Below are 22,506 nucleotides of genomic sequence, written 5' to 3'. Positions count from 1 at the left end.
CGAACGATAGGTTTGTCCGTAATTAAAAGCGGACATTCGATTATAACGACCAAGAAAAAAGGAAGAGCACACATGACACTGAAACTCAGAGCGTCCGTTTTCGCTGTTGCCGCTGCAGTTAGCTTAGGCGCGGTATCGACGGCCGTATCGGCCCAGGATCAGCGTTTCGTCACCATCGGCACCGGTGGTGTAACCGGCGTTTACTATCCTGCAGGTGGTGCCATCTGCCGCCTGGTCAATATGGATCGTAAGGAGCATGGCATCCGTTGCTCCGTTGAGAGCACCGGCGGTTCCGTTTATAACCTGAATGCAATCCGTGCCGGCGAGCTCGATCTGGCCGTTGCCCAGTCTGACTGGCAGTTCCATGCCTATAACGGCACCAGCCAGTTTGAAGACAGTGGCAAGAACGAAAAGCTGCGGGCTGTTTTTTCGCTGCACCCGGAACCGTTTACCGTTGTTGCCAGCAAGGGCTCGGGCATTAAAAACTTTGAAGACCTCGAAGGCAAGCGTGTTTCCGTGGGTAACCCGGGCTCAGGCCAGCGCGCCACCGCCGAGGTTCTGATGAACGAAATGGGCTGGAGTCTGGATAAATTCTCGCTGGCGGCCGAAATTAAGGCGGCAGAGCAGTCTCAGGCATTGTGTGATGGCAACATTGATGCGTTTTTCTACACTGTTGGCCACCCCTCCGGTGCGATCAAGGAAGCAACCACTTCCTGTGACAGCGTACTGGTGAACGTGGACAACTCGGCCTCTAAAAAGTTGATCGACGACAACCCGTATTACCGCAAGGCCATAATTCCGGGCGGAATGTACCGTGGTTCAGATCAGGACGTAACCACCTTCGGTGTGGCGGCAACCTTCGTGTCGTCCACTGATGTGCCCGACGATGTCGTCTACGCAGTCGTCAAGGCCGTGTTCGAGAACTTCGACAGTTTCAAGCGCCTGCACCCGGCCTTTGGCAACCTCAATAAAGAAGAGATGGTCTCTGATGCCCTGAGTGCGCCCCTGCACCCGGGTGCTGCCAAGTACTATCGTGAGGCTGGCCTGATCAACTGATCGGATAAGCATCCAACAGAGCGGGCGTCCGGCCCGCTCTGTTGATTCCAGTCTGGCTATATCCCACCACAGGAACATGCTATGGCAAAGAACGACCCCGGTGCCGGGGCGGGTACTGATGCCGCCAAGGTCAATCAAGTTTTACAGACAGAAGTCGGAGGCAGGGCGCTCACCGGACCCGCGTCTGTCATCCTCTTTGTCATACCGTTGTGCTGGTCACTGTTTCAGCTCTGGATCGCCTCACCGCTGCCTTTTATTCTGAATTTTGGCATATTCAATTCCACCGAAGCGCGCTCCATTCACCTCGCCTTCGCGGTTTTTCTGGCCTTTTCTGCCTTCCCGATGATCAAGGGCGTGCACGCCAACAAAGTGCCGGTCTATGACTGGGTACTGGCGCTGGCTGCGGCTTTTACGGCTTCTTACCTTTACGTTTTTTACAACGAACTCTCAACACGCCCGGGGGCCCCGATTACGGTGGATCTTTGGGTTTCTATGGCTGGTCTGGTCCTGCTCCTTGAAGCCACCCGCAGAGCGCTGGGCCTGCCGCTGGCGATTGTTGCTGCCATCTTTATTACCTATTCGCTGGCCGGCCCGTACATGCCGGATGTCATTGCTCACAAGGGTGTCAGTCTTAACAAACTGGCGTCACACCAATGGCTGGGTACGGAAGGGGTATTTGGTGTTGCGCTGGGCGTTTCCACCAGCTTCGTCTTTCTTTTTGTGTTGTTCGGCGCTCTGCTTGAACGGGCAGGGGCCGGTAACTATTTCATCAAGGTGGCCTATGCCATGTTGGGGCATATGCGCGGAGGCCCGGCCAAGGCTGCCGTCGTGTCCAGCGGCCTGAGCGGTGTGATCTCCGGATCCTCTATCGCCAATGTGGTTACAACCGGCACCTTCACCATTCCCCTGATGAAACGCGTCGGATTTCCAGCGGTCAAGGCTGGTGCCGTTGAAGTGGCTGCTTCGACCAACGGCCAGCTGACACCTCCCATCATGGGGGCCGCGGCTTTCCTGATGGTGGAGTATGTGGGTATTTCTTATCTGGAGGTCATCAAACACGCTATCTTGCCGGCGCTGATTTCCTATGTGGCACTGATCTACATCGTCCACCTGGAAGCCTGCAAGCTGAAAATGGAAGGTGTGGAGCGCCTGAACCGGCCAACTCTGGCCCAACGCATGCTGAATTGGGTGGTGTTGCTGATCGGGCTGATCGTGCTGACCTTCGCCGTCTATTACGGGGTAGGCTGGGTCAAATCCGCTTTGGGTGAGGCCGCGCCCTGGGTGCTTGGGCCTCTGTTAATCGCGGTGTATGTGGGTCTTATTGGCTACGCAACACGGTTTCCCGAGCTGGAGGAAGACGAGCCGGAGGCCGATTTGGGGGCGCTTCCCGAAGTTGGTCCTACGGTCAAAACCGGGCTCTATTACCTGTTGCCGGTGGTGGTGCTGGTCTGGTGCCTGACGGTGGAGCGCTTCTCGCCCCAGTTATCTGCCTTCTGGGCGACTTTGTTCATGATCTTCATCGTGGTCACTCAGCGACCTTTGAAGGCTTTTTTCCGTAAACACAGCGGCATGCTCAGCGAGTTCGCCGGGGGCTTTATGGATCTTGCGCACTCACTGGCCACCGGTGCCCGGAATATGGTGGGTATTGGTGTGGCGACGGCGACCGCAGGCATTGTGGTTGGCACTGTCACTCTGACTGGCATTGGTCTGGTGATGACCGAGTTTGTCGAGTTCCTGTCGGGCGGCAACCTGCTGCTGATGCTGATCTTCACTGCCGTAATCAGTCTGATACTGGGTATGGGCTTGCCCACCACGGCCAACTATATTGTAGTGTCCACCCTGATGGCCCCGGTCATCGTGACTTTGGGCGCCCAGAATGGGCTGTTGGTGCCGCTGATCGCTGTGCATCTGTTTGTGTTCTATTTCGGGATACTGGCGGATGATACGCCGCCCGTTGGTTTGGCCGCCTACGCGGCGGCCGCCATTTCTGGAGCTGATCCGATACGAACGGGTATCCAGGGTTTCGCCTACGATATCCGTACCGCAATCTTGCCGTTCATGTTCATCTTCAACACCCAGTTGTTGCTGATCGGCCTGACCGGCTGGGTAGATCTGTTGATCACCATTGCGAGTGCGGTCACCGCTATGCTGGTCTTCTCAGCGGCGACTCAGGGCTTCTGGTTTACCAAAAGCTACAAGTGGGAGAGCCTGTTGCTGGTGCTGATTACTTTCACCCTGTTTCGGCCCGGGTACTGGTGGGATATGGTTTATCCCCCATACGAAGAGCGGCAGGGTACCGAAATCATGGAGTATGTCGAAACCGTCCCCGTCGATGAGCCTGTAGTGTTCAGGGTCTCTGGCATGGGGTTTGATGGCAGAGACACCACCACCTATGTGAAATTTGACATGCCGGCGGGTGATTCGGCTCAGCAGCGGATGTCTGCGGTCGGCCTCGATGTCACGGATCTCGGAGACCAGCTCTCGGTTGGCTTTGTCGATTTCGGAAGTCCGGCACAGAAAGCCGGTATTGAATTTGGCTGGAACATCGAGGCAGTTCAGGCCACGCTTGACCGTCCACCCCGTGAGCTGATGTTCATTCCTGCCCTGCTGTTGCTGGCCATGGTGGCCTTTGGTCAGCTCAAGCGTAAGGCTCGCGAGGACGCCCAACCAGAGCCCGCCTGACGGATTCCTTGGAACTACTCAAAAGCCCGGCATTGTTGCCGGGTTTTTTTCTGGTAAACTCGTCTGCAAACCAGCCCGCGGTTTGTATCGCGGACGCTGGCAACCATGTGATCTTTGGTATAGATCACCGCTGAGAAACCACAGGAGAATTCCATGCCCGTCATTACCCTGCCAGATGGCAGCCACCGCAGTTTTGCAGAATCCGTTACCGTTCATGACGTTGCCGCCGACATTGGCGCAGGTCTGGCGAAAGCCGCCTTGGCTGGCAAAGTTGATGGCCAGCTCGTTGACACCAGCCATCTGATTGAAACCGATGCCGAACTGGCCATTGTGACGGAGCGAGACGAAGACGGCGTGGACATCGTTCGCCACTCCACTGCTCATCTGTTGGCCATGGCGGTCAAAGAGCTTTTCCCGGAGGCGCAGGTCACGATTGGCCCGGTGGTGGATAACGGTTTCTACTACGACTTCAAATACGACCGCCCGTTCACCAATGAGGACCTGGCGCGTATTGAAAAACGCATGGAAGAGCTTGCCAAGCAAGATCTGCCGGTTTCCCGGTCGGTTATGTCTCGCGAAGAAGCGGTCAAGCTGTTTGACGGCATGGGCGAAGAGTACAAGGTTCGTATTATTGAGGACATTCCTGGCGAAGAGGATTTGTCATTCTACCGCCAGGGTGACTTCATTGATCTGTGCCGCGGCCCGCACGTACCCAGTACTGGCAAGCTCAAAGCCTTCAAACTGACCAAGGTTGCTGGCGCGTTTTGGCGCGGTGATCACAACAACGAGCAGTTGCAGCGGGTTTACGGTACCGCTTGGGGCAACAAGAAAGACCTCAAAGCCTATTTGAATCGTCTGGAAGAAGCGGAAAAGCGCGACCATCGCAAGATCGGCAAAAAGCTGAAACTGTTCCATATGCAGGAAGAAGCGCCGGGCATGGTGTTCTGGCACCCGGATGGCTGGTCGCTGTATCAGGAGATTGAACAGTACATGCGGGGCAAACTGCACCGCCACGGTTATAAAGAAATCAAAACACCGCAGGTGGTTTCCCGCACACTGTGGGAAAAATCCGGGCACTGGGACAAGTTCCAGGACGCCATGTTCACCACCGAGTCGGAAAAGCACGACTACGCCATTAAACCCATGAACTGTCCCTGTCACGTACAGGTGTTCAATCAGGGCCTAAAAAGCTACAAGGATTTGCCGCTGCGGCTGGCCGAGTTCGGCTCCTGTCACCGCAACGAGGCCTCTGGGGCGCTGCACGGCCTGATGCGGGTGCGTGGCTTTACCCAGGATGATGCCCACATCTTCTGCGAAGAAGATGCGATTCAGGAAGAAGTGTCTGCGTTTATCAAGCTACTGCATGAAGTCTACGAGGACTTCGGGTTCAGCGAAATCCTTTACAAACTGTCGACTCGCCCCGAGAAACGTGTCGGTTCTGACGAGGTCTGGGACAAATCGGAAGCTGCTCTGGAAGAAGCGCTCAATAGAGTCGGTGTTGACTGGGAGCTGTTACCAGGTGAGGGCGCTTTCTATGGCCCGAAAATTGAGTTTTCTCTGAAAGACTGTATCGGCCGGGTGTGGCAGTGCGGTACTATTCAGGTCGATTTTTCAATGCCGGGTCGCCTGGGCGCTCAGTATGTGGCCGATAATTCCGAGCGGAAAACGCCGGTTATGCTACATCGGGCAGTTCTCGGGTCTTTTGAGCGGTTTATCGGTATACTGATCGAAGAATATGAAGGTGCATTCCCCACTTGGCTGGCGCCAACACAGATTGCGGTGCTGAATATCACCGACAATCAGCGTGATTACTGTCAAAATCTGGCCAAAAAATGGGATTCTTTGGGTTATCGGGTTAATGCTGACTTGAGAAACGAGAAGATCGGCTTTAAAATCCGCGAGCATACTCTTAACAAGGTTCCCTATCTTGTCGTTGTCGGCGACAAGGAAATCGAAAACAATGCGGTTGCTGTACGTACCCGCAAAGGCGAAGATTTGGGAACCCTATCGCTTGAAGCGTTTGAACAGCTGTTGGCTGATGACATTCAACGCAAAGGCAGAACCAAAACGGAGATCTAATTATTAAACAGCGAACGAATCGGGGTGGACGTACTCCAAAAGCGCCTATCAATGAGAATATTGACGCAACGGAAGTCCGCCTGATTGATGCCGAAGGCAATCAGGTTGGGGTTGTATCGATCGAGGAAGCCATCCGGATGGCGGAAGAAGTTACCCTTGATCTGGTGCAGGTTACGGATTCTGATCCGATCGTCTGTAAGATAATGGATTACGGCAAGAAGATCTTCGACGAGAAGAAAGCGAAGGCGGCTGCCAAGAAGAAACAAAAGCAGACGCAGGTCAAAGAGCTTAAGTTCCGTCCAGGAACTGAAGAAGGGGATTATCAGGTAAAACTACGCAACCTGATACGTTTCCTTGAAAACGGGGACCGCGGCAAGATCACGATCCGTTTCCGTGGCCGTGAGATGGCACACCAGGAAATCGGTATGAAGCTCATGGAGCGGATTGAAAAGGATCTCGAAGAGATTGCAACGGTTGAGATGCGGCCAAAAATGGAAGGCCGGCAGATGACCATGATTGTGGCTCCCCGCAAAAAGAAGTGAACCTGATCCTGTGATGGGTCCCCCGCACCAGCGGGGGATTTGTCGTTCAGGGGCACAAATTGTTTTACTTAAAATAGAATGCGGAGTTTTAAAAAATGCCTAAGATGAAAGCGAAAAGCGGAGCTACCAAGCGGTTCAAGAAAACCGCGACTGGCTTCAAGCACAAGCAGTCCTTCACCAGTCATATCCTGACCAAGAAGAGCCCGAAGCGTAAGCGTCAGCTGCGCGGCACCAAGCTGATTGCCAAGTCTGACGTGGCGTCTATCAAGCGTATGACGGCTTGCTGATTCAGCCGCCAACCATTCTTGCTCAGGTATAAAGGTAAAAGGACAAAAGTATGGCTCGTGTAAAACGTGGCGTGGTAGCACGTCGTCGTCACAAGAAGATTCTCAATCAGGCCAAAGGTTATTACGGCGCTCGTAGCCGTGTATACCGCGTTGCCAAACAGGCGGTTATCAAAGCCGGTCAGTACGCTTACCGCGACCGTCGTAACCGCAAGCGTGCTTTCCGCGCACTTTGGATCGCCCGTATCAACGCTGGTGCCCGTGCCAACGGTTTGTCTTACAGCCGTCTGATCGCTGGTCTGAAGAAGGCGAATGTTGAAATTGATCGTAAGGTTCTGGCCGATCTGGCCATGAACGAGCAGCAGGCGTTTACTGCTGTTGTTGAGAAGGCCAAGGCGTCTCTTTGATCGCTTAAGCTCTTTCATCGATTACTGATCGATCAGGGCGCCTCATGACATCATGGTGGCGCCTTCTGATAGGGGAAGGGCACGCTCTTCCCCTATTTTTGTTTTAACCTACCCCATTTCTGGTTTGGAGCAGGGTCAATGGAAAACCTGGAGCAACTGGTTCAGGACGGTTTGAACGCGGTAGAACAAGCGGACAACCTTCAGGCACTTGATCACATTCGCGTGGAATATCTCGGCAAGAAAGGGGTCATCACCCAGCAGGCGAAAACCCTGGGCAAGCTTTCTGCGGATGAGCGTCCTGCCGCCGGCCAGAAAATCAACGAAGCCAAGGGTCAGGTTGAACAGGCCATCAATACGCGCCGCACGGATCTTGAAAAGGTCGCGCTTGAGGCGAAGCTGGCCGGTGAATCCATTGATGTGACTTTGCCGGGCCGAGGTCAGGATCTGGGGGGGTTGCACCCTGTGACCAGAACCCTGCAGCGCATTGAGGATATTTTTGCCCGCGCCGGCTACAGCGTGGAGCAGGGGCCTGAAATCGAAGATGATTATCATAACTTCGAAGCCCTTAACATTCCGGGTCATCACCCGGCCCGTGCTATGCACGATACCTTTTATTTCGATCCGGGTACGCTGCTGCGCACTCATACCTCTCCGGTTCAGATCCGCACTATGGAAGCCGGTAAACCGCCGTTCCGAATGATCTGCCCGGGCCGGGTCTATCGCTGCGACTCTGATATGACCCACACTCCCATGTTCCATCAGGTTGAAGGCCTGTTGGTCGAGAAAAACGTCAGCTTTGCCGACCTCAAAAGCACGGTGGAAGAGTTTCTTCGGGTGTTCTTCGAGCGTGATTTGAAAGTACGTTTCCGCCCCTCCTACTTCCCATTTACCGAGCCATCAGCGGAAGTGGATATTGAGTGGGGCCGGGAGCCGGATGGCAGCATCAAATGGCTGGAAGTGATGGGCTGCGGCATGGTGCACCCGAAAGTGTTCGAGCATTGCGGTATTGATGCCGAAGAATATCGTGGCTTTGCCTTTGGCCTGGGTGTTGAACGCCTGGCCATGCTCCGCTACGGCGTGAAAGACCTGCGCATGTTCTTCGAAAACGACCTGCGTTTTTTGCGCCAGTTCCGTTAAGCCTGAGGGCAGGCCGGCGCACACAGGACTCCGAATCAACCGCATAAATCGCATCAGGACAAGGCAAGAACGATGAAATTCAGTGAACAGTGGCTGCGCGAGTGGGTTAATCCGAGCATTGGCTCTCAGGAGTTGATGGATCAGATCACCATGGCCGGCCTGGAAGTAGACGGTTTTGAACCAGTGGCGGGCGAATTTACCGGTGTGGTAGTGGGCGAAGTGCTCTCGGTTACGCCACATCCGGATGCCGACAAGTTGCGCGTTTGCCAGGTCAGTGATGGCACCCAGACGGTTCAAGTGGTCTGCGGTGCGCCTAATGTGCGCGATGGTCTGAAAGTACCGTTTGCCGTCGTGGGTGCCGTCCTGCCCGGCAATTTCAAGATCAAGAAGGCGAAGCTCCGCGGCCAGCCCTCTGAAGGCATGCTCTGTTCCGAATCCGAACTTGCTCTGTCTGAAAACCACGACGGCCTGATGGAGCTGCCAGCCGATGCCCCAACCGGTCAGGACGTGGCTGAATACCTGAAGCTGAATGACATTACCATTGATGTTGACCTGACCCCGAATCGCAGCGATTGCCTGTCCATCCGCGGTCTGGCGCGGGAAGTGAGTGTGTTGAACCATCTGGTCACCAATACACCTGAAATCGTAGCTGTCGAGGCGGTGCACTCCGAAGTGCCGGACATTCGGGTTGAGGCACCCACAGGATGCCCCCGTTACCTGGGCCGTATTCTGCGCAACGTGAATTTGCAGGCAGAAACACCGCTGTGGATGCAGGAAAAGCTGCGCCGCTCCGGTATCCGTTCTATCGATGCTGCGGTCGACGTGACTAACTACGTCATGCTGGAGCTGGGCCAGCCGATGCACGCCTTTGACCGTGATGAGATTGCCGGTGGTATCGTCGTGCGCATGGCCAGCACTGGTGAGAAGCTGGTGTTGCTGGATGGTCAGGAAGTGGCATTGACCCCGGACACCCTGGTCATTGCCGACCATGAAAAGCCGGTGGCTATCGCCGGTGTCATGGGAGGTGAGCATTCCGGCGTGAGCGCGAAGACCCGCGATCTGGTGCTGGAATCGGCTTATTTTGATCCGATCACCCTGGCCGGTAAGGCGCGACAGTTTGGTCTGCACACCGACGCCTCCCACCGTTTTGAGCGGGGCGTGGATTATCAGTTGGCCCGTGACGCCATGGAGCGTGCGACTCGCCTGCTGATGGAAATCGTGGGCGGTGAGCCCGGAGAGATTGTTGAGGTGGCGAGTAACGATCGCCTGCCCGAAGCCCGAATCATTGATCTGCGGGAACAGCGTCTGGCCAGCGTTCTTGGCCTGACCATTCATCGCACCACCGTTGAAGAGATCTTGTCCCGTCTTGGTTTGCACGTCGACAAGTTACTGAAGGACGGCTGGCGAATCAGTGTGCCGAGCTTCCGCCCGGATATCTCCATCGAGGAGGATCTGATCGAGGAAGTGGGGCGCATCTATGGCTACAACAATCTGCCGGTTACCGAACCCACCGGCTCTCTGGGCCTGAAGGCCCGGGACGAGGCTGTGCGGCCATTGTCGGCGATCCGGAATTTCTTTGTGGCCCAGGGCTATCAGGAAGCAATCACCTACAGCTTTGTAGACCCGAAGGTGCAGCAGATGCTCGATCCGGAGCGTGAGGGCATTGCTCTGGCCAATCCGATCTCAGCAGACCTGTCGGTCATGCGCACCACCTTGTGGAGTGGCCTGTTGAAAACAGTCATCCACAACCAGAATCGCCAGCAGCCACGCATTCGCATGTTTGAGACGGGTCTGCGTTTTGAGAAAAACGGTGCTGATATCAATCAACAGCCGATGCTGGCTGGTGTGGTGGCTGGCAACCAGACTCAGGAAAATTGGGTGAACGGTCGCAGAACGGCCGACTTCTTTGATGTCAAAGGAGAACTGGAAAGCTTGTTCCGTTTGCTGGGCATCGAGATTCAGTTTGTTGCCAGCCAGCACCCGGCATTGCACCCGGGCCAGACCGCAGAATTGCTGCGCAACGGCGAACATGTGGGCTGGTTGGGAACTCTGCACCCACAAGTACAGAAAAATCTTGAACTTAATGGCACGATCCTGATGTTTGAGCTATTCTTGGATTCGATCGTTACTGGATATGTGCCTAATTTCAAAGATGTTTCAAAATTTCCGGAAGTCCGGCGAGATTTGGCTATTATTATCGGAAGCGATGTGGCGTTCGCACAGGTTGAGCATGTGGCCCGTAAGCATGCCGGCGAACATCTGACGGCGTTGCGTGTGTTTGATGTATATGAAGGGGACAACCTGGGCGAGGGTAACCGCAGCCTGGCGCTGAGCCTGTTCTGGCAGCATCCTGAGCGCACACTCAACGAGGATGAAGTGCACTCGCTCTTTAATGGGGTTATCGAGGCCCTGCAAGAAGAGTTGGAGGCAACACTGAGGAGTTGACAGATGGCGGCTTTGACGAAAGCGGACATGGCCGAGCGCTTGTACGAAGAGCTGGGACTTAACAAGCGCGAAGCCAAGGAGATGGTTGAAGCTTTCTTCGATGAAATCAGAGGCGCACTCAGCCACAACGAACAGGTGAAATTGTCAGGCTTTGGCAATTTTGACCTCAGAGACAAAAAGCAACGGCCGGGAAGGAACCCGAAGACGGGTGAAGAAATCCCCATCAGCGCACGACGTGTCGTTACGTTTCGACCAGGCCAGAAACTGAAGCAGAAAGTAGAAGCGTATGCTGGAACCGAGTCATAACAACGAACTCCCCACGATCCCGGGGAAACGCTACTTTACGATTGGTGAAGTCGCTGAGCTGTGTGCGGTAAAAGCACACGTGCTGCGGTACTGGGAGCAGGAGTTTCCCCAGTTGTCGCCGGTCAAGCGCCGGGGCAATCGCCGTTATTACCAGCGGGCAGATGTGATCACTATCCGTCAGATCCGCAGCCTGTTGTACGAACAGGGCTATACCATCGGCGGTGCCAAGCAAAAGCTGAGCAGCTCCGAAATAAAAGACGACACTACCCAGTACAAGCAACTGATCCGTCAGATGATCACCGAGCTTGAGGAAGTGCTGGACGTGTTGAACGCACCTGTTCGCTAACCGCTAACGGTGAGGGTGAGGTGCCAAAGACCCCTTGCAGGTACACGCTGAAAAAAGGCCGGAGGCGACAATCGCCCCGGCCTTTTTGCGGTCATGTCCGGCCAGAGCCGCTCACTTGGTCTTGCAGGTTTTAATGCCGATCAGAGAGTAGGCCGGGCAATTGCCGATGGCCGCGGTGGCTAGTGGTACCAAGCCAATCCAGCCCCAGGCCGTTTGTGGTCCCACAAATACCAGGGCAATCAGGACAATGCCTACAATCGCACGGATGATCCGGTCCGCTGAACCCATGTTTACCGTCATCTTTATCTCTCCTGTGTGATGTCGGGTGATGGTCTGACTATAGGCCTGCAGTGGCGTTGCTTCAGTGATAAAGTCACAGAGGGCAAAACTTTTTAGCACTCAGGGCGTCGTTCATGGCAAAGCACAGCATTCTTGAAACTCTCAATGACAGCCTCCGCAAAGACACTCTGGATGAAATCAGCACAATGCGTTTTCCGCCCGGCCAGGTTTTGTTCAGTGCGGGAGAGCATTGCAGAGGATTGCCGCTGGTGCTAGGTGGCAGCATTAAGGTGCAGATGACCGGGGTGTCAGGGCATGGCATCGTGCTCTATAGAATGGGCGCCGATGACATCTGTACTCTGTCGATCGGGTGTCTGATGACTGGCCGTGGTTACCGTGCCGAAGCGGTGGTTGAGGAAGCGGCGGAAGTGGCGATTATTCCCAAAGGGCTGTTCGACCGGTTGATGGATCAGTCAGCAGATTTTCGGTTGGCCATTATGGAGTCTTATGGCCGGCGCCTGGATGATCTCATGTTGTTGGTGGAGGAAGTGGCCTTTCACCGCATGGATGAGCGCCTGGAAGAGTGGTTGCTGGCCCGGGCTACCCAGGGCCAGCGAGTGCTGACCATCACCCATCAGGAACTGGGGGTTGAACTGGGCACGGCCCGCGAAGTGGTCAGTCGATTGCTCAAGGAGCTTGAAAGGCGACAGCAGGTCAAGCTGGCACGAGGCAAAATTGAGCTGACCGGATTGGTCAGCGGTCTAACGACCGCCTGACAGGCTGTGCACCAGTCGGGCCAGCTGCTCGGCAGCTTGCTCAAGGTTGTCGGCCGCCTTGGCGTAAGCTTCCTGAAGATCCATTGGCGCAGGGGTAATCGAAAACGCCGCCGACAGCCCCGAATCATGCAATGCCTGCAACTCACTGCCGAGTTTTCCCGCCAGGCCGATCACCGGCACGCCGTATTGTTTCGCTAGTGCCGAAACCCCCGCAGGTGTTTTGCCATAGGCACTTTGGGAATCCATCGCGCCTTCGGCGGTAATGACCAGATCTGCCCGTTGTACATGGCTCTCCAGTGCCACCGTTTCCATCACCAGCTCAATACCCGGGCGTAGCTCCGCGCCCAGAACGCCGGCAACCATCCCGCCGATGCCTCCGGCGGCGCCACTTCCGGGGAAACTCGCCATATCCATGCCTTGGGCCTGAACCAGGCGGGCAAGGTGTGCGAGGTTATCGTTCAGTTGAATCACTTGATCGGCATTGGCACCTTTTTGCGGGCCGAAAATGGCGGCGGCACCGTCAGAGCCGAGCAATGGGTTACGGACATCGCAGGCCACCACCAGGCGGGTAGTACCCAGGCGATCCAGTGCCGGTTTCAAGTCCATGCTGGCGAGTTGTGCCAGGCCCGCGCCACCCGGCGGGATATCCTTGCCCTGGCTGTCCAGTAACCGGGCGCCCAAGGCCTGCAAAATGCCTGCGCCGCCGTCGGTGGTGGCACTGCCGCCCAGCCCCATGACCAAAGTGTCCGGACCATGTGCCAGCGCTGCCAGCATCAACTCACCAGTGCCATAACTGGAGGCATTCAGCGCATCGCGGGCTTTCGCCGGCACACAATGCAGTCCGCTGCCTTCGGCTACTTCCACAATCGCAAGGCGATTATCATCTACCAGTCCATAGTGTGCGGTGACCGTATCACCAAGCGGCCCGCTGACCGTAACCGCATGAAGTTGCCCGTGGCGTGCTTCGGTCAGCGCCACTGTGGTGCCTTCGCCACCATCAGCGAGAGGCACTTCCACAATATTGTCATCTGGGGCTCCTCTGCGCCAGCCGCGCGCGATGGCGCTCGCCACCTGTTCGGCGGGCAGGCACTCCTTGAACGAATCCGGGGCAATGACAACCCGCAATATGGATGGTTCATTCGGGCGATCCATGGTCTATCCTTACCTTAAAGGCCCCGGTCTTTAACGCTTTCCATCACCACAAAGGTACTGGTTTGCAGCACATGGGGCAGGCTGGAAATCTGTTCGCCAAGTACCTGTCGGTATTCGGCCATGTTCTTGGTGCGAATCTTCAGCAAGTAATCGAAGTTGGCCGCCATCATGTGGCATTGCTCTACCGCTGAAATCTGCCGCACTGCCTCGTTGAAGGCTGCCAGTGCTTTGCTGCTGGTGTCATTGAGAGTGACTTGCGCGAACGCTACGTGAGACAGGCCCAGCTTGGTCTGATTGACCATCGCACTGTAGCCGGTGATGTAGTTCTGTTCTTCCAGGCGTCGCATGCGTGTCTGGCAGGGCGTCTTGGACAGTCCGACTCTGGAGGCCAGGTCTGTCACCGTGATCCGGCCATTTTTCTGCAACTCCCGGATGATGGAGAGGTCAATTCTGTCCAGATCCGCCATGACTGCTATCCTTGGTAATAACCGGTCTGATTTTTCATTAAAAGGTGATAAGTCCCAAGTTTAGTGAATTTGTAGCCGAATAGGTATTTATAATCGGTTCAATAAAGGACAAAAGTAAACCAGATTTGGGTTTAACAGGTAAATACCTTGTGCGGGCTTCGTTAGAATGCAGTAAGCAAAAAATAATCAGGAGGGTACACCCATGAGTCCACAGCAATCCGTGATGCCAGAGCTCAGCACTATTCGTAAGGCGATTCGGGAGAACTACCTGGCAGACGAAGTTGAAGTCATTCACCGGATGATTGCTGAGGCACAGCTTTCTGATGACGAACGGCGTGCTATCTCCGCCCGGGCGGCCGAACTTGTGCGCGACGTGCGTAACGGCGCCCGCCCCACCATTATGGAAAAATTCCTGGCAGAGTATGGGCTGACTACCAAAGAAGGGGTCGCCCTGATGTGCCTGGCAGAGGCCCTGCTGCGGGTGCCAGACAACCTGACTATTCATGATCTTATAGAAGATAAGATCACCTCCGGAAACTGGGGCGCCCATGTCGGTAAAGCCAAATCCGGCATGATCAACTCGGCCACCCTGGCTTTGCTGATGACCAGCAATTTGCTAAAGGATAACGAGCGCCAGAGTGTAGGTGACACCCTGCGCAAGCTGGTCAAGCGCCTGGGTGAGCCCGTGGTCCGCACCGTTGCCGGTCAGGCCATGAAGGAAATGGGCCGACAGTTCGTTCTCGGCCGTGATATTGATGAGGCTCAGGAGCGGGGCAAGGCCCAGGAAGCGCAAGGCTACACCTATTCGTACGACATGCTCGGTGAAGCGGCCCGCACCGATGCCGATGCGCAGCGTTATTACGACTCCTACTCTGACGCGATTGACAGTATCAGCGAGCGGTGCAAGGGCGATGTGCGCACCAACCCCGGCATCTCCGTCAAATTGTCGGCTTTGCTCGCACGCTATGAATACGGTCACAAAGATCGGGTGATGAGTGAGCTGGTGCCGCGGGCCTTGAAATTGGTCAAGAAAGCGGCCGCTGCCAACATGGGCTTTAACATTGATGCCGAGGAACAGGATCGTCTGGACCTGTCCCTGGATGTGATTGAAGCGATTCTGTCGGATCCCGAGCTGAAAAACTGGGACGGTTTTGGCGTGGTGGTGCAGGCTTTTGGCAAACGCGCCTCACAAACACTGGACTGGCTGTATGCTCTGTCTGAGAAGCTGGATCGCCGTATCATGGTGCGCCTGGTTAAAGGTGCGTATTGGGATGCAGAAATCAAACGCGCCCAGGTGATGGGCCTGAGTGATTTCCCGGTGTTTACCCGCAAGGCCTGTAGTGACGTATCTTACCTTGCCTGTACCCGGCAGTTGTTGGGCATGACGGATCGGATCTATCCGCAGTTTGCGACCCACAATGCTCACTCGGTATCGGCGGTGCTGGAGCTTGCCAAAGACCTTGGCCGGGACAAGTTTGAATTCCAGCGACTGCACGGCATGGGCGAATCCCTGCATGATCAGGTAATGAAAGATGGCAAGGTACCTTGCCGGATTTACGCCCCCGTGGGTGCTCACAAAGACCTGCTGGCCTACCTGGTGCGCCGCCTGCTGGAGAACGGCGCCAACAGTTCGTTTGTAAACCAGATTGTCGACACCAGCATTACCCCGGAAGAAATCGCCAAAGACCCGATTGACGCGGTCAAGGCGCTGGGCCGAGACCTCTCCAGTAAGGCGATTGTGCATCCGTCCAAACTCTTTGGAGAGCACCGTCGCAACTCTAAAGGTTGGGATATTACGGATCCGGTGACGGTGGCGGAAATAGATGAAGGCCGCAATCGCTACAAGACTTATCAGTGGCAAGGAGGGCCATTGCTGGCGGTGCCGACGGCCAGCGATGAGGTTCAGGAAGTGCGCAACCCTGCTGATCCGGATGACCTGGTAGGACATATTACTTATACCTCAAAAGCGGACATCAGCGCTGCGCTGGACGCGGCTCAGCAAGGCTTCAGCCATTGGTCCACGGTGCCGGCGGAAAAACGCGCCGAATTGATTCGCAGGGTGGGTGATCTGTATGAAGAAAATGTGCACGAGCTGTTTGCTCTGACCACCCGGGAAGCCGGCAAATCCTTGCTGGACGCCGTGGCCGAAATCCGCGAGGCGGTGGACTTCGCGATGTATTACGCCAACGAAGGTATCCGCTACAAGGATGACGGCCAGGCCCGGGGTGTGATGTGCTGTATCTCCCCGTGGAACTTTCCGCTGGCCATCTTTACCGGCCAGATTCTGGCGAACCTGGCCGCCGGTAATGCGGTGGTAGCCAAGCCGGCCGAGCAGACCTCGTTGCTGGCGGTGCGGGCCGTTGAGCTGATGCATCAGGCGGGTATTCCGAAAGAAGCCATCCAGTTACTTCCGGGTGATGGCGGTACCGTGGGCGCGGCGTTGACCTCGGACTCACGGGTTGCGGGTGTGTGCTTTACCGGTGGTACTGATACCGCCAAACTGATCAACAAGGCGATGACCGAGAACATGGCGCCGGATGCACCGCTGGTGGCGGAAACCGGCGGCATGAACGCGATGATTGTCGATTCAACTGCCCTGCCAGAGCAGGTGGTGCGTGATGTGTTGGCATCCTCGTTCCAGAGTGCCGGCCAGCGCTGCTCGGCACTGCGCATGTTGTATGTGCAGAGCGACATAGCCGATAACCTGCTGGAAATGCTCTACGGCGCCATGGAAGAACTGGGTATTGGGAATCCCTGGCAGTTGTCCACAGACGTGGGCCCGGTGATTGATGAGGAGTCGCGCAAGAAGATTAACGATCACTGCGACAAGTTCGAGCAACAGGGTAAGTTGCTGAAGAAATTGCCCGTGCCGGAGAAAGGCCTGTTTGTGTCGCCGGCTGTGCTCAAGGTGAGTGGTATCGAGGAGATGGAAGAGGAGATCTTCGGCCCGGTGCTGCACGTGGCGACTTTTGAAGCGAAGAACATCGACAAGGTGGTGGATGCGGTCAATGCCCGTGGTTACGGCCTGACCTTCGGCATTCACAGCCGGGTCGATCGCCGTATCGAGCACATCTCCAGCCGCATCAAGGTGGGTAACACCTACGTTAACCGTAACCAGATTGGCGCCATTGTCGGTTCTCAGCCGTTCGGCGGCGAGGGCCTGTCGGGCACTGGCCCGAAAGCTGGTGGGCCGCAGTACGTGCGCCGGTTCATCAAGGGCGATGTGGTCGAGAAGGTAGCAGTTGATGGCAACGCGATCGCTGCAGGCAAGGTGCAGAAACTGATCGATCAGGTGGCCAGAATCGATGCGCCAGTAGCTGAAGGGCGCCGGGAAATGCTCAAAGTGTTTTTTGATTACGTGCCTGGGGCCCTGGATCTTGGCCATGAGGAAATGCCTGGCCCAACCGGTGAGCAGAACCACCTGTCCTGCCACGCTCGCGGTGTGGTTCTGTGTCTGGGCCCGGATGCCGAGTCGGCATTGGAGCAGGCCGGTACCGCACTGTCGCAAGGTAACAAGGTGGTGGTGGTTGCTCCAGGTACCGAAAAGGCCCTTGCCGACGCCATCAAAGCTGGCCTGCCCGTGGTCGCCTGCGACGGCCTACTGGAGCCGGAAGCTCTGGGCACGCTGGAAGGCTTTGAAGCGGTCGTCAGCGTGGCTGAAAAGCCCCTGTTGAAGCAGTATCGCCAAGCTATGCTCAAACGCGACGGCGCTCTGCTGCCGATCATCACGGAGCACAAGCTGGACCAGCGTTATGTGATCGAACGGCACCTGTGCATCGATACGACGGCCGCGGGCGGTAACGCCAGTTTGATTGCTGCTTCGGAGTAAAAGGGTCTGACCCTTCGGGGTCAGACCCTTTAGCCACAGCCTAACGCTCCCGCAGTGCCGACTCCAGTTTCTTGGTTGCGGTAATGTCCACCAGGGTTATCACTACGCCGTCAATGACGTTGTCCAGGCGCCGGTAGGGCATGATCCGCACGGAATACCAGCGATCATCCGTGGTGGTGATCTGCTTCTCACTGACCGCCAGGGTGTCCAGGGTTCGTCGGGCGTCTTTCTGTAATTCCGGGTAACGGAGGCTGCTGGTCAGATCACTGAGCGGGCGGCCAATGTCGCTTTCGCGCAGGCTGATGATGGTGGAGGTCCGTTCGGTATAACGCCGCACATTCAGCTCCTGATCCAGGAATAACACCGCAATTTCGATGCTGTTAAGCACGTTCTGCATGTCGCTCTGGGCCAGTGCCAGGTCATCCAGCTTGGTTTGCAGTTCGGTGTTGATGGTTTGCAGCTCTTCGTTCATCGACTGCATTTCTTCTTTCGACGTTGTCAGTTCCTCATTGGCGGACTGCAACTCTTCGTTGGTGGACTGAAGCTCTTCGTTAGAGGCTTGCAGTTCCTCCCGGGACTGTTTTGCCTGTTGCCGCAGACTGTCGATTTCCTCTTGATAACGCTGTACTTGAATCTGATACTCCGCTTCGGTGCCTGTGGCAGGTTTGCGGCGCCGGGACGTCACGGGTGTAGGCGCATCCCGGAACACCACCATGGTCATGTCTTTGAGAGCTTCGGGTTCACGGAGGCTCTGAATGGTCACGTCAACAGCCTGAGTCCCGGCACCGGTTTGCACCAACAACCCCTTGAGCTCCAAGGGCTCCGCCTGGTCTGGAGCCTGTTTCAAAGCGGTATACAGCGGCTCGCGCAGCCCTTCACGGGCCATGGCATGGATATTCCAGGTGGCCTTGCCAGCGGAGGGTTCAAGATATTTGCCGGTGCGCCCGCTGATGTACACGATGTCGGCGTCGGCATTGAGCACCACCGCAGCCGGTGAGAAGACCTGCAGCAGCACATTGTCCGCGGCAGACTGCAGGGAGTTGGTGGATTCCGGCGGTGGAACCTTGTTGGATGGCACGGAAAACTCCTTGGGCAGGGTAGACATGGGTGGAAACGATTTTAGCAGGAAGTCAGAGTGTCGGACCGACTCGAACTGCTTGCTGCGATAAAGACGTATTTTCGGTTTCAGAGGCTCGAACAGGTGGTTCAGTCGCCCGGTAGTTTCCGAGCCGCCCAGCAGCAGTAGTCCATTCGGAAGAAGGCTGTAGTGGAACAGAGGTAATATCCGTCTCTGCAGGGAAATATCAAAATAAATCAAAAGGTTGCGACAGGCAACCAGGTCCAGCTTGGTGAAGGGCGGGTCCAGAATAACATCGTGCTTGGCGAACAGGATTTTGTCCCGTACCGAGGGGGATATCTGATAATGGTCGCCGTGCTTGATAAAAAAGCGCGCCAGCCGAGCTTCCGATACTGAGTTCTCAATGCTGAGAGGGTACTGCCCGCGCCGGGCTACGGTAATGGCTTCCGGGCTGATGTCGGAGGCGAAAATTTGCAGATTGAAGTCTCGTACCGGTTTGACGTGTTCCACCGCTTCTGCAAAGGCCATAGCCAGAGAATAGGCCTCTTCCCCGGTTGAGCAACCCACTACCCAGGCGCGAAACGGATCTTCCGGTGGATGACTGGCAATCAATTCCGGCAGGCCGGTATTGATCAAATAGTCCCAGGTGTCCGGATCCCGAAAAAATTGGGTAACGCCAATTAATAATTCCCGGAACAACAGCTGGACTTCCTGGCTGTTGCTGGCCAGATAGTGGGTGTACTTCGCCAGGTCTGCAATGCCATGGATAGCCATCCGGCGCTCGATGCGCCGGTTCAGTGTGGTGGGCTTGTACAGGGAAAAGTCGTGCCCGGTATGTTGTTTCAGCAAATGCAGGATCGGGTCGAGCTGCGTCAGTGAGGATTCGGCGTATTGCTCCGGTTCAGCATGGGCCGGTTCTTGCTCCGGCTCGGGAACGCGGCGAACGTAGGCCAGTATGCGCGCCGGTAACTCATTTGCTGGAGCCACAATATCGCCACAGCCTGCGGCGATGGCGCTTTTGGGCATGGCATCGAATTGCGCCGTGCCGGGGCTCTGGACTACAGACAATCCGCCGGTGGCCTTGATGGCCTGCAGGCCGAGGGTGCCATCAGAGCCCATGCCGGAAAGCACCACCGCAATGGCTCGCTCGTTCTGGGCGCTGGCCAGGGATGAGAACAGCACATTGATCGGCAATCGTAGCCCCCGGGGTTGCGCTGGCGGCTCCAGTTTCAGGATTTCATTTTGCACCCGAAGTTCCCGGTTCGGTGGGATGACATAAACCGAATTGGGATGAATGGCCATATTCTGCCGGGCTTCTTGCACCGGCATTTCGGTATAGCGTTGCAGAAGTTCCGGCAGCAGGGCCTTCTGGGTGGGGTCCAGATGCTGAACCACCAGAAATGCCATGCCGGTGTCAGAGGGCGTATTGCGAAAAAAGTCCTCTAGAGAGACCAGCCCGCCTGCAGATGCACCAATGCCAACAATACGCATCACGGCATCGCGGAAAGTGTCATGGGACCGGTCAGGATCATCAGAATGCTGTCTCCGGTGGCGGCTGACCTTGCGCTTGCTGAGAGCGGCCCGTGGTCGATCAGTTCAAGCGAGTCTTTGGCGGCGCCTTTGCCCGCTTGCAGGCCTGCCGCGTTTTGCAGCAGCGCCTCCACCGCGTTGTTCTGACCCGGTGCCAGGAATGCAGACAATGCCATGCCAGTCAATTCCGCGGCGGGCCTCCCGAAAAGTTCGGCAGCGGCCCGGTTGCCCTGAATAATTTCGCCATCGTTAGCCAGAATCAGAAAGGCGGCAGGCGCCTGCTCATAGAGCGATTTGTAGTAAATGAGCTCTTCATTGATTTCATATTCATTGGCCTGAAGCTGTTCATAAAGAAGATCAAGCTCCACCTGATAGGTTTGTAGCTCATGCAGCAACTTGAGGGCGTCGGCCGCGGATTCCGGCTTGCTGGCACGTTCGTACAGTAATTGCAGGGCATCCACACTGAGGTTGCCACCGCCGTTGACTGGTGGCACACCGCTGTCGATCAAGTCCTTGGCGCATCGGCGCAGTCGGTCATGGCTTTCGGCATGCGTGTGGCCATTCTTGTCCGCCATAGAATCTCCTTATTTGATGCCTTGCTTTAGGTGCTTTCCTAATCGGCATCTGATTAACATCCCTTTGATACTACTCCAACTGAAGTCTTTGGAGTAGTAAGTGTAGGCTGTTTTTATAAATGAAATCATCTATGTGCGTTACCGTACGGACGCCCTCAGCGCCGCGCTTTAGCATCAGTGACAAGGAGAGTTGTCAGACCATCGGGGATGACATTACCTCGGGCTCATTCGTGAGCCTCAGGTAGATCTGTCTTACAAGGAGCCATGCTATGAATAACGTCATGATCCGGCGGGTTGCTGAGCGCGCTGGCCTATTTATCATGTTGATGTTTGCCACACTGACCCTGGTTGCTTGTGCGTCTGCACCAGTTCCACCCACCGAATCACTGAACATGGCCAGAGAGGCCATAACCAATGCCGAGCAGGCTGAAGCACGGCGTTATGCCGGTGCTGAGCTGGAAGAGGCTAACCGGCATCTGGACGCTGCCACAAAAGCCGCGGCGGCTGAGCGTATGACCGAAGCCGATCGCCTGGCCAAACAGGCCGTTGTGGCCGCTGAACTGGCCATGGCCAGAACAGAGGCTGCAAAGGCGACTGAAATCAACCGGGAAATGGGTCGTGGTGCCGAGGCTCTGGATGAAGAAATGCGCCGTCAGGGAGATCAGCAATGAATATTCAATCAGTTATCAAAACCATTCCCGGCAAAAAGACGGGTGCCGCTCTGGTGCTGTCCTCGTTGCTGCTGGCAGGCTGCGCAATGTCGCCAACCAGTCCCGATGGCTCTGAGGATGTGCGCAGCAAATTGATGGCACTGCAACAGAACCCGGACATGAGAACCCACGCTCGCATTGAATTGCGGGATGCCGAAGCCGCCGTCGAGCTTGCTGAACAGCCGCTGGGCAGCGGTGAAACTGCACTGGCAGAGCACCGGGTTTATATGGCCGATCGGATGGTTGAAATCGCTCGCGCCAAAGGCGAAACCCGGCTGATGGAAGCCGATCGTGAGCTGTTGGGAGAAGAGCGCGATGCCGCCAGGTTGGCCGCCAGAACCCGTGAGGCGGACCAAGCTCGCGCTGATGCCGAGAGTGCTCGCAGTTCACAAGTCGACGCCGCGGCAATGTCTGCCCGTGAAGCTGAAGAGCTGCAACGGCAAATCGACATGCTGGAGGCGAAAGAAACCGAGCGGGGGCTGGTGCTGACCTTGGGCGACGTGCTGTTTGCCACCGGCAGTGCACAGATTCAGGGCGGCACTAACCAGAATCTTGAAAAACTGGCCAACTTCCTGAACCAGTACCCTGAGCGTCGGGTGTTGATTGAAGGCCACACGGATAACGTGGGCAGTGCTTCGTTTAATCAGAACCTGTCACGCCAACGGGCTGAGTCCGTCCGCCAGTATTTGACAGGGCGAGGCATCGACAGCAACAGGCTGTCTGTGTCTGGATACGGTTTTGACCGCCCCGTCGCCAACAATGACACCACCATGGGCCGTCAGCAAAACCGCCGAGTTGAAGTCGTTATCCAAAATGGAGAGTAATA

At 56.1% G+C, this 22,506-nt stretch carries 19 protein-coding genes; 14 read left to right on the top strand and 5 right to left on the bottom strand.

Going from position 1 to position 22,506, the window contains the following annotated elements:
- Positions 1–72 precede the first annotated feature (72 nt).
- From C7H08_RS17360 to C7H08_RS17315, 10 genes are all read left to right on the top strand, one after another.
- On the top strand, positions 73–1,056 hold the full coding sequence (locus C7H08_RS17360) for a TAXI family TRAP transporter solute-binding subunit (protein WP_106673466.1): 984 nt from the start codon (positions 73–75) through the stop codon (positions 1,054–1,056).
- A gap of 81 nt (positions 1,057–1,137) precedes the next feature.
- Positions 1,138–3,738 (top strand): TRAP transporter permease, encoded by a 2,601-nt coding sequence (locus C7H08_RS17355; RefSeq protein ID WP_106673465.1) that lies wholly within the window; start codon positions 1,138–1,140, stop codon positions 3,736–3,738.
- Between the two features lie 153 nt (positions 3,739–3,891).
- The gene (thrS, locus tag C7H08_RS17350; RefSeq protein ID WP_106673464.1) at positions 3,892–5,817 is read left to right on the top strand and encodes a threonine--tRNA ligase; all 1,926 of its coding nucleotides are present in this window, start codon (positions 3,892–3,894) and stop codon (positions 5,815–5,817) included.
- A gap of 2 nt (positions 5,818–5,819) precedes the next feature.
- Positions 5,820–6,359, top strand: a complete 540-nt coding sequence (infC, locus tag C7H08_RS17345) for a translation initiation factor IF-3 (RefSeq protein WP_106673463.1) — start codon at positions 5,820–5,822, stop codon at positions 6,357–6,359.
- Positions 6,360–6,454: 95 nt separating this feature from the next.
- Entirely contained in the window at positions 6,455–6,646 is a 192-nt protein-coding gene (gene rpmI / locus C7H08_RS17340; RefSeq protein WP_106673462.1) for a 50S ribosomal protein L35, read from the top strand.
- 50 nt (positions 6,647–6,696) lie between these two features.
- Entirely contained in the window at positions 6,697–7,050 is a 354-nt protein-coding gene (gene rplT, locus C7H08_RS17335) for a 50S ribosomal protein L20 (protein WP_106673461.1), read from the top strand.
- A gap of 138 nt (positions 7,051–7,188) precedes the next feature.
- A complete protein-coding gene (gene pheS / locus C7H08_RS17330; protein WP_106673460.1) occupies positions 7,189–8,187 on the top strand; it encodes a phenylalanine--tRNA ligase subunit alpha in 999 nt (332 codons plus the stop codon).
- Positions 8,188–8,259: 72 nt separating this feature from the next.
- Positions 8,260–10,632 (top strand): phenylalanine--tRNA ligase subunit beta, encoded by a 2,373-nt coding sequence (pheT, locus tag C7H08_RS17325; protein WP_106673459.1) that lies wholly within the window; start codon positions 8,260–8,262, stop codon positions 10,630–10,632.
- Between the two features lie 3 nt (positions 10,633–10,635).
- On the top strand, positions 10,636–10,938 hold the full coding sequence (gene ihfA / locus C7H08_RS17320) for an integration host factor subunit alpha (protein ID WP_044386556.1): 303 nt from the start codon (positions 10,636–10,638) through the stop codon (positions 10,936–10,938).
- Entirely contained in the window at positions 10,919–11,284 is a 366-nt protein-coding gene (locus C7H08_RS17315) for a MerR family transcriptional regulator (RefSeq protein ID WP_106673458.1), read from the top strand. Before ihfA ends, C7H08_RS17315 begins: the two co-directional genes overlap by 20 nt.
- Positions 11,285–11,395: 111 nt before the next feature.
- Here the strand turns inward: C7H08_RS17315 and C7H08_RS17310 are convergent, their stop codons facing one another.
- Complete coding sequence (locus tag C7H08_RS17310) at positions 11,396–11,584, bottom strand: YgaP family membrane protein (protein ID WP_106673457.1); 189 nt, start codon at positions 11,582–11,584, stop codon at positions 11,396–11,398.
- A 113-nt stretch (positions 11,585–11,697) separates the two neighbouring features.
- Between C7H08_RS17310 and C7H08_RS17305 the strand changes: the two genes are divergently transcribed.
- Complete coding sequence (locus tag C7H08_RS17305) at positions 11,698–12,339, top strand: Crp/Fnr family transcriptional regulator (RefSeq protein ID WP_106673456.1); 642 nt, start codon at positions 11,698–11,700, stop codon at positions 12,337–12,339.
- Here C7H08_RS17305 and C7H08_RS17300 read toward each other — a convergent pair.
- Both C7H08_RS17300 and C7H08_RS17295 read right to left on the bottom strand, forming a co-directional pair.
- Positions 12,325–13,464 carry a glycerate kinase gene (locus tag C7H08_RS17300; protein WP_106673641.1) on the bottom strand — a complete coding sequence of 380 codons (1,140 nt, stop codon included), beginning with the start codon at positions 13,462–13,464 and terminating at the stop codon, positions 12,325–12,327. The genes C7H08_RS17305 and C7H08_RS17300 overlap by 15 nt on opposite strands.
- 41 nt (positions 13,465–13,505) lie before the next feature.
- On the bottom strand, positions 13,506–13,958 hold the full coding sequence (locus C7H08_RS17295) for an Lrp/AsnC ligand binding domain-containing protein (RefSeq protein WP_106673455.1): 453 nt from the start codon (positions 13,956–13,958) through the stop codon (positions 13,506–13,508).
- A gap of 202 nt (positions 13,959–14,160) precedes the next feature.
- Between C7H08_RS17295 and putA the strand changes: the two genes are divergently transcribed.
- Complete coding sequence (putA, locus tag C7H08_RS17290) at positions 14,161–17,787, top strand: bifunctional proline dehydrogenase/L-glutamate gamma-semialdehyde dehydrogenase PutA (RefSeq protein WP_106673454.1); 3,627 nt, start codon at positions 14,161–14,163, stop codon at positions 17,785–17,787.
- A gap of 40 nt (positions 17,788–17,827) precedes the next feature.
- Here putA and C7H08_RS17285 read toward each other — a convergent pair whose 3' ends face one another.
- Both C7H08_RS17285 and C7H08_RS17280 read right to left on the bottom strand, forming a co-directional pair.
- Positions 17,828–20,356: a chemotaxis protein CheB gene (locus C7H08_RS17285; RefSeq protein ID WP_106673453.1), complete on the bottom strand. Its 2,529-nt coding sequence runs from the start codon at positions 20,354–20,356 to the stop codon at positions 17,828–17,830.
- The gene (locus tag C7H08_RS17280; protein WP_106673452.1) at positions 20,356–20,970 is read right to left on the bottom strand and encodes a PAS domain S-box protein; all 615 of its coding nucleotides are present in this window, start codon (positions 20,968–20,970) and stop codon (positions 20,356–20,358) included. Before C7H08_RS17280 ends, C7H08_RS17285 begins: the two co-directional genes overlap by 1 nt.
- 269 nt (positions 20,971–21,239) lie before the next feature.
- Between C7H08_RS17280 and C7H08_RS17275 the strand changes: the two genes are divergently transcribed.
- Together C7H08_RS17275 and C7H08_RS17270 are read left to right on the top strand one after the other, a co-directional pair.
- On the top strand, positions 21,240–21,641 hold the full coding sequence (locus tag C7H08_RS17275; protein WP_106673451.1) for a DUF4398 domain-containing protein: 402 nt from the start codon (positions 21,240–21,242) through the stop codon (positions 21,639–21,641).
- Entirely contained in the window at positions 21,638–22,504 is an 867-nt protein-coding gene (locus C7H08_RS17270) for an OmpA family protein (RefSeq protein ID WP_106673450.1), read from the top strand. Before C7H08_RS17275 ends, C7H08_RS17270 begins: the two co-directional genes overlap by 4 nt.
- Positions 22,505–22,506: the final 2 nt, after the last annotated feature.

The organism is Marinobacter halophilus (assembly GCF_003007685.1).
GTDB lineage: Bacteria > Pseudomonadota > Gammaproteobacteria > Pseudomonadales > Oleiphilaceae > Marinobacter > Marinobacter halophilus.
The sequence above is the reverse complement of the archived record's forward strand: the minus strand, read 5'-3'. Positions and strand labels throughout refer to the sequence as shown.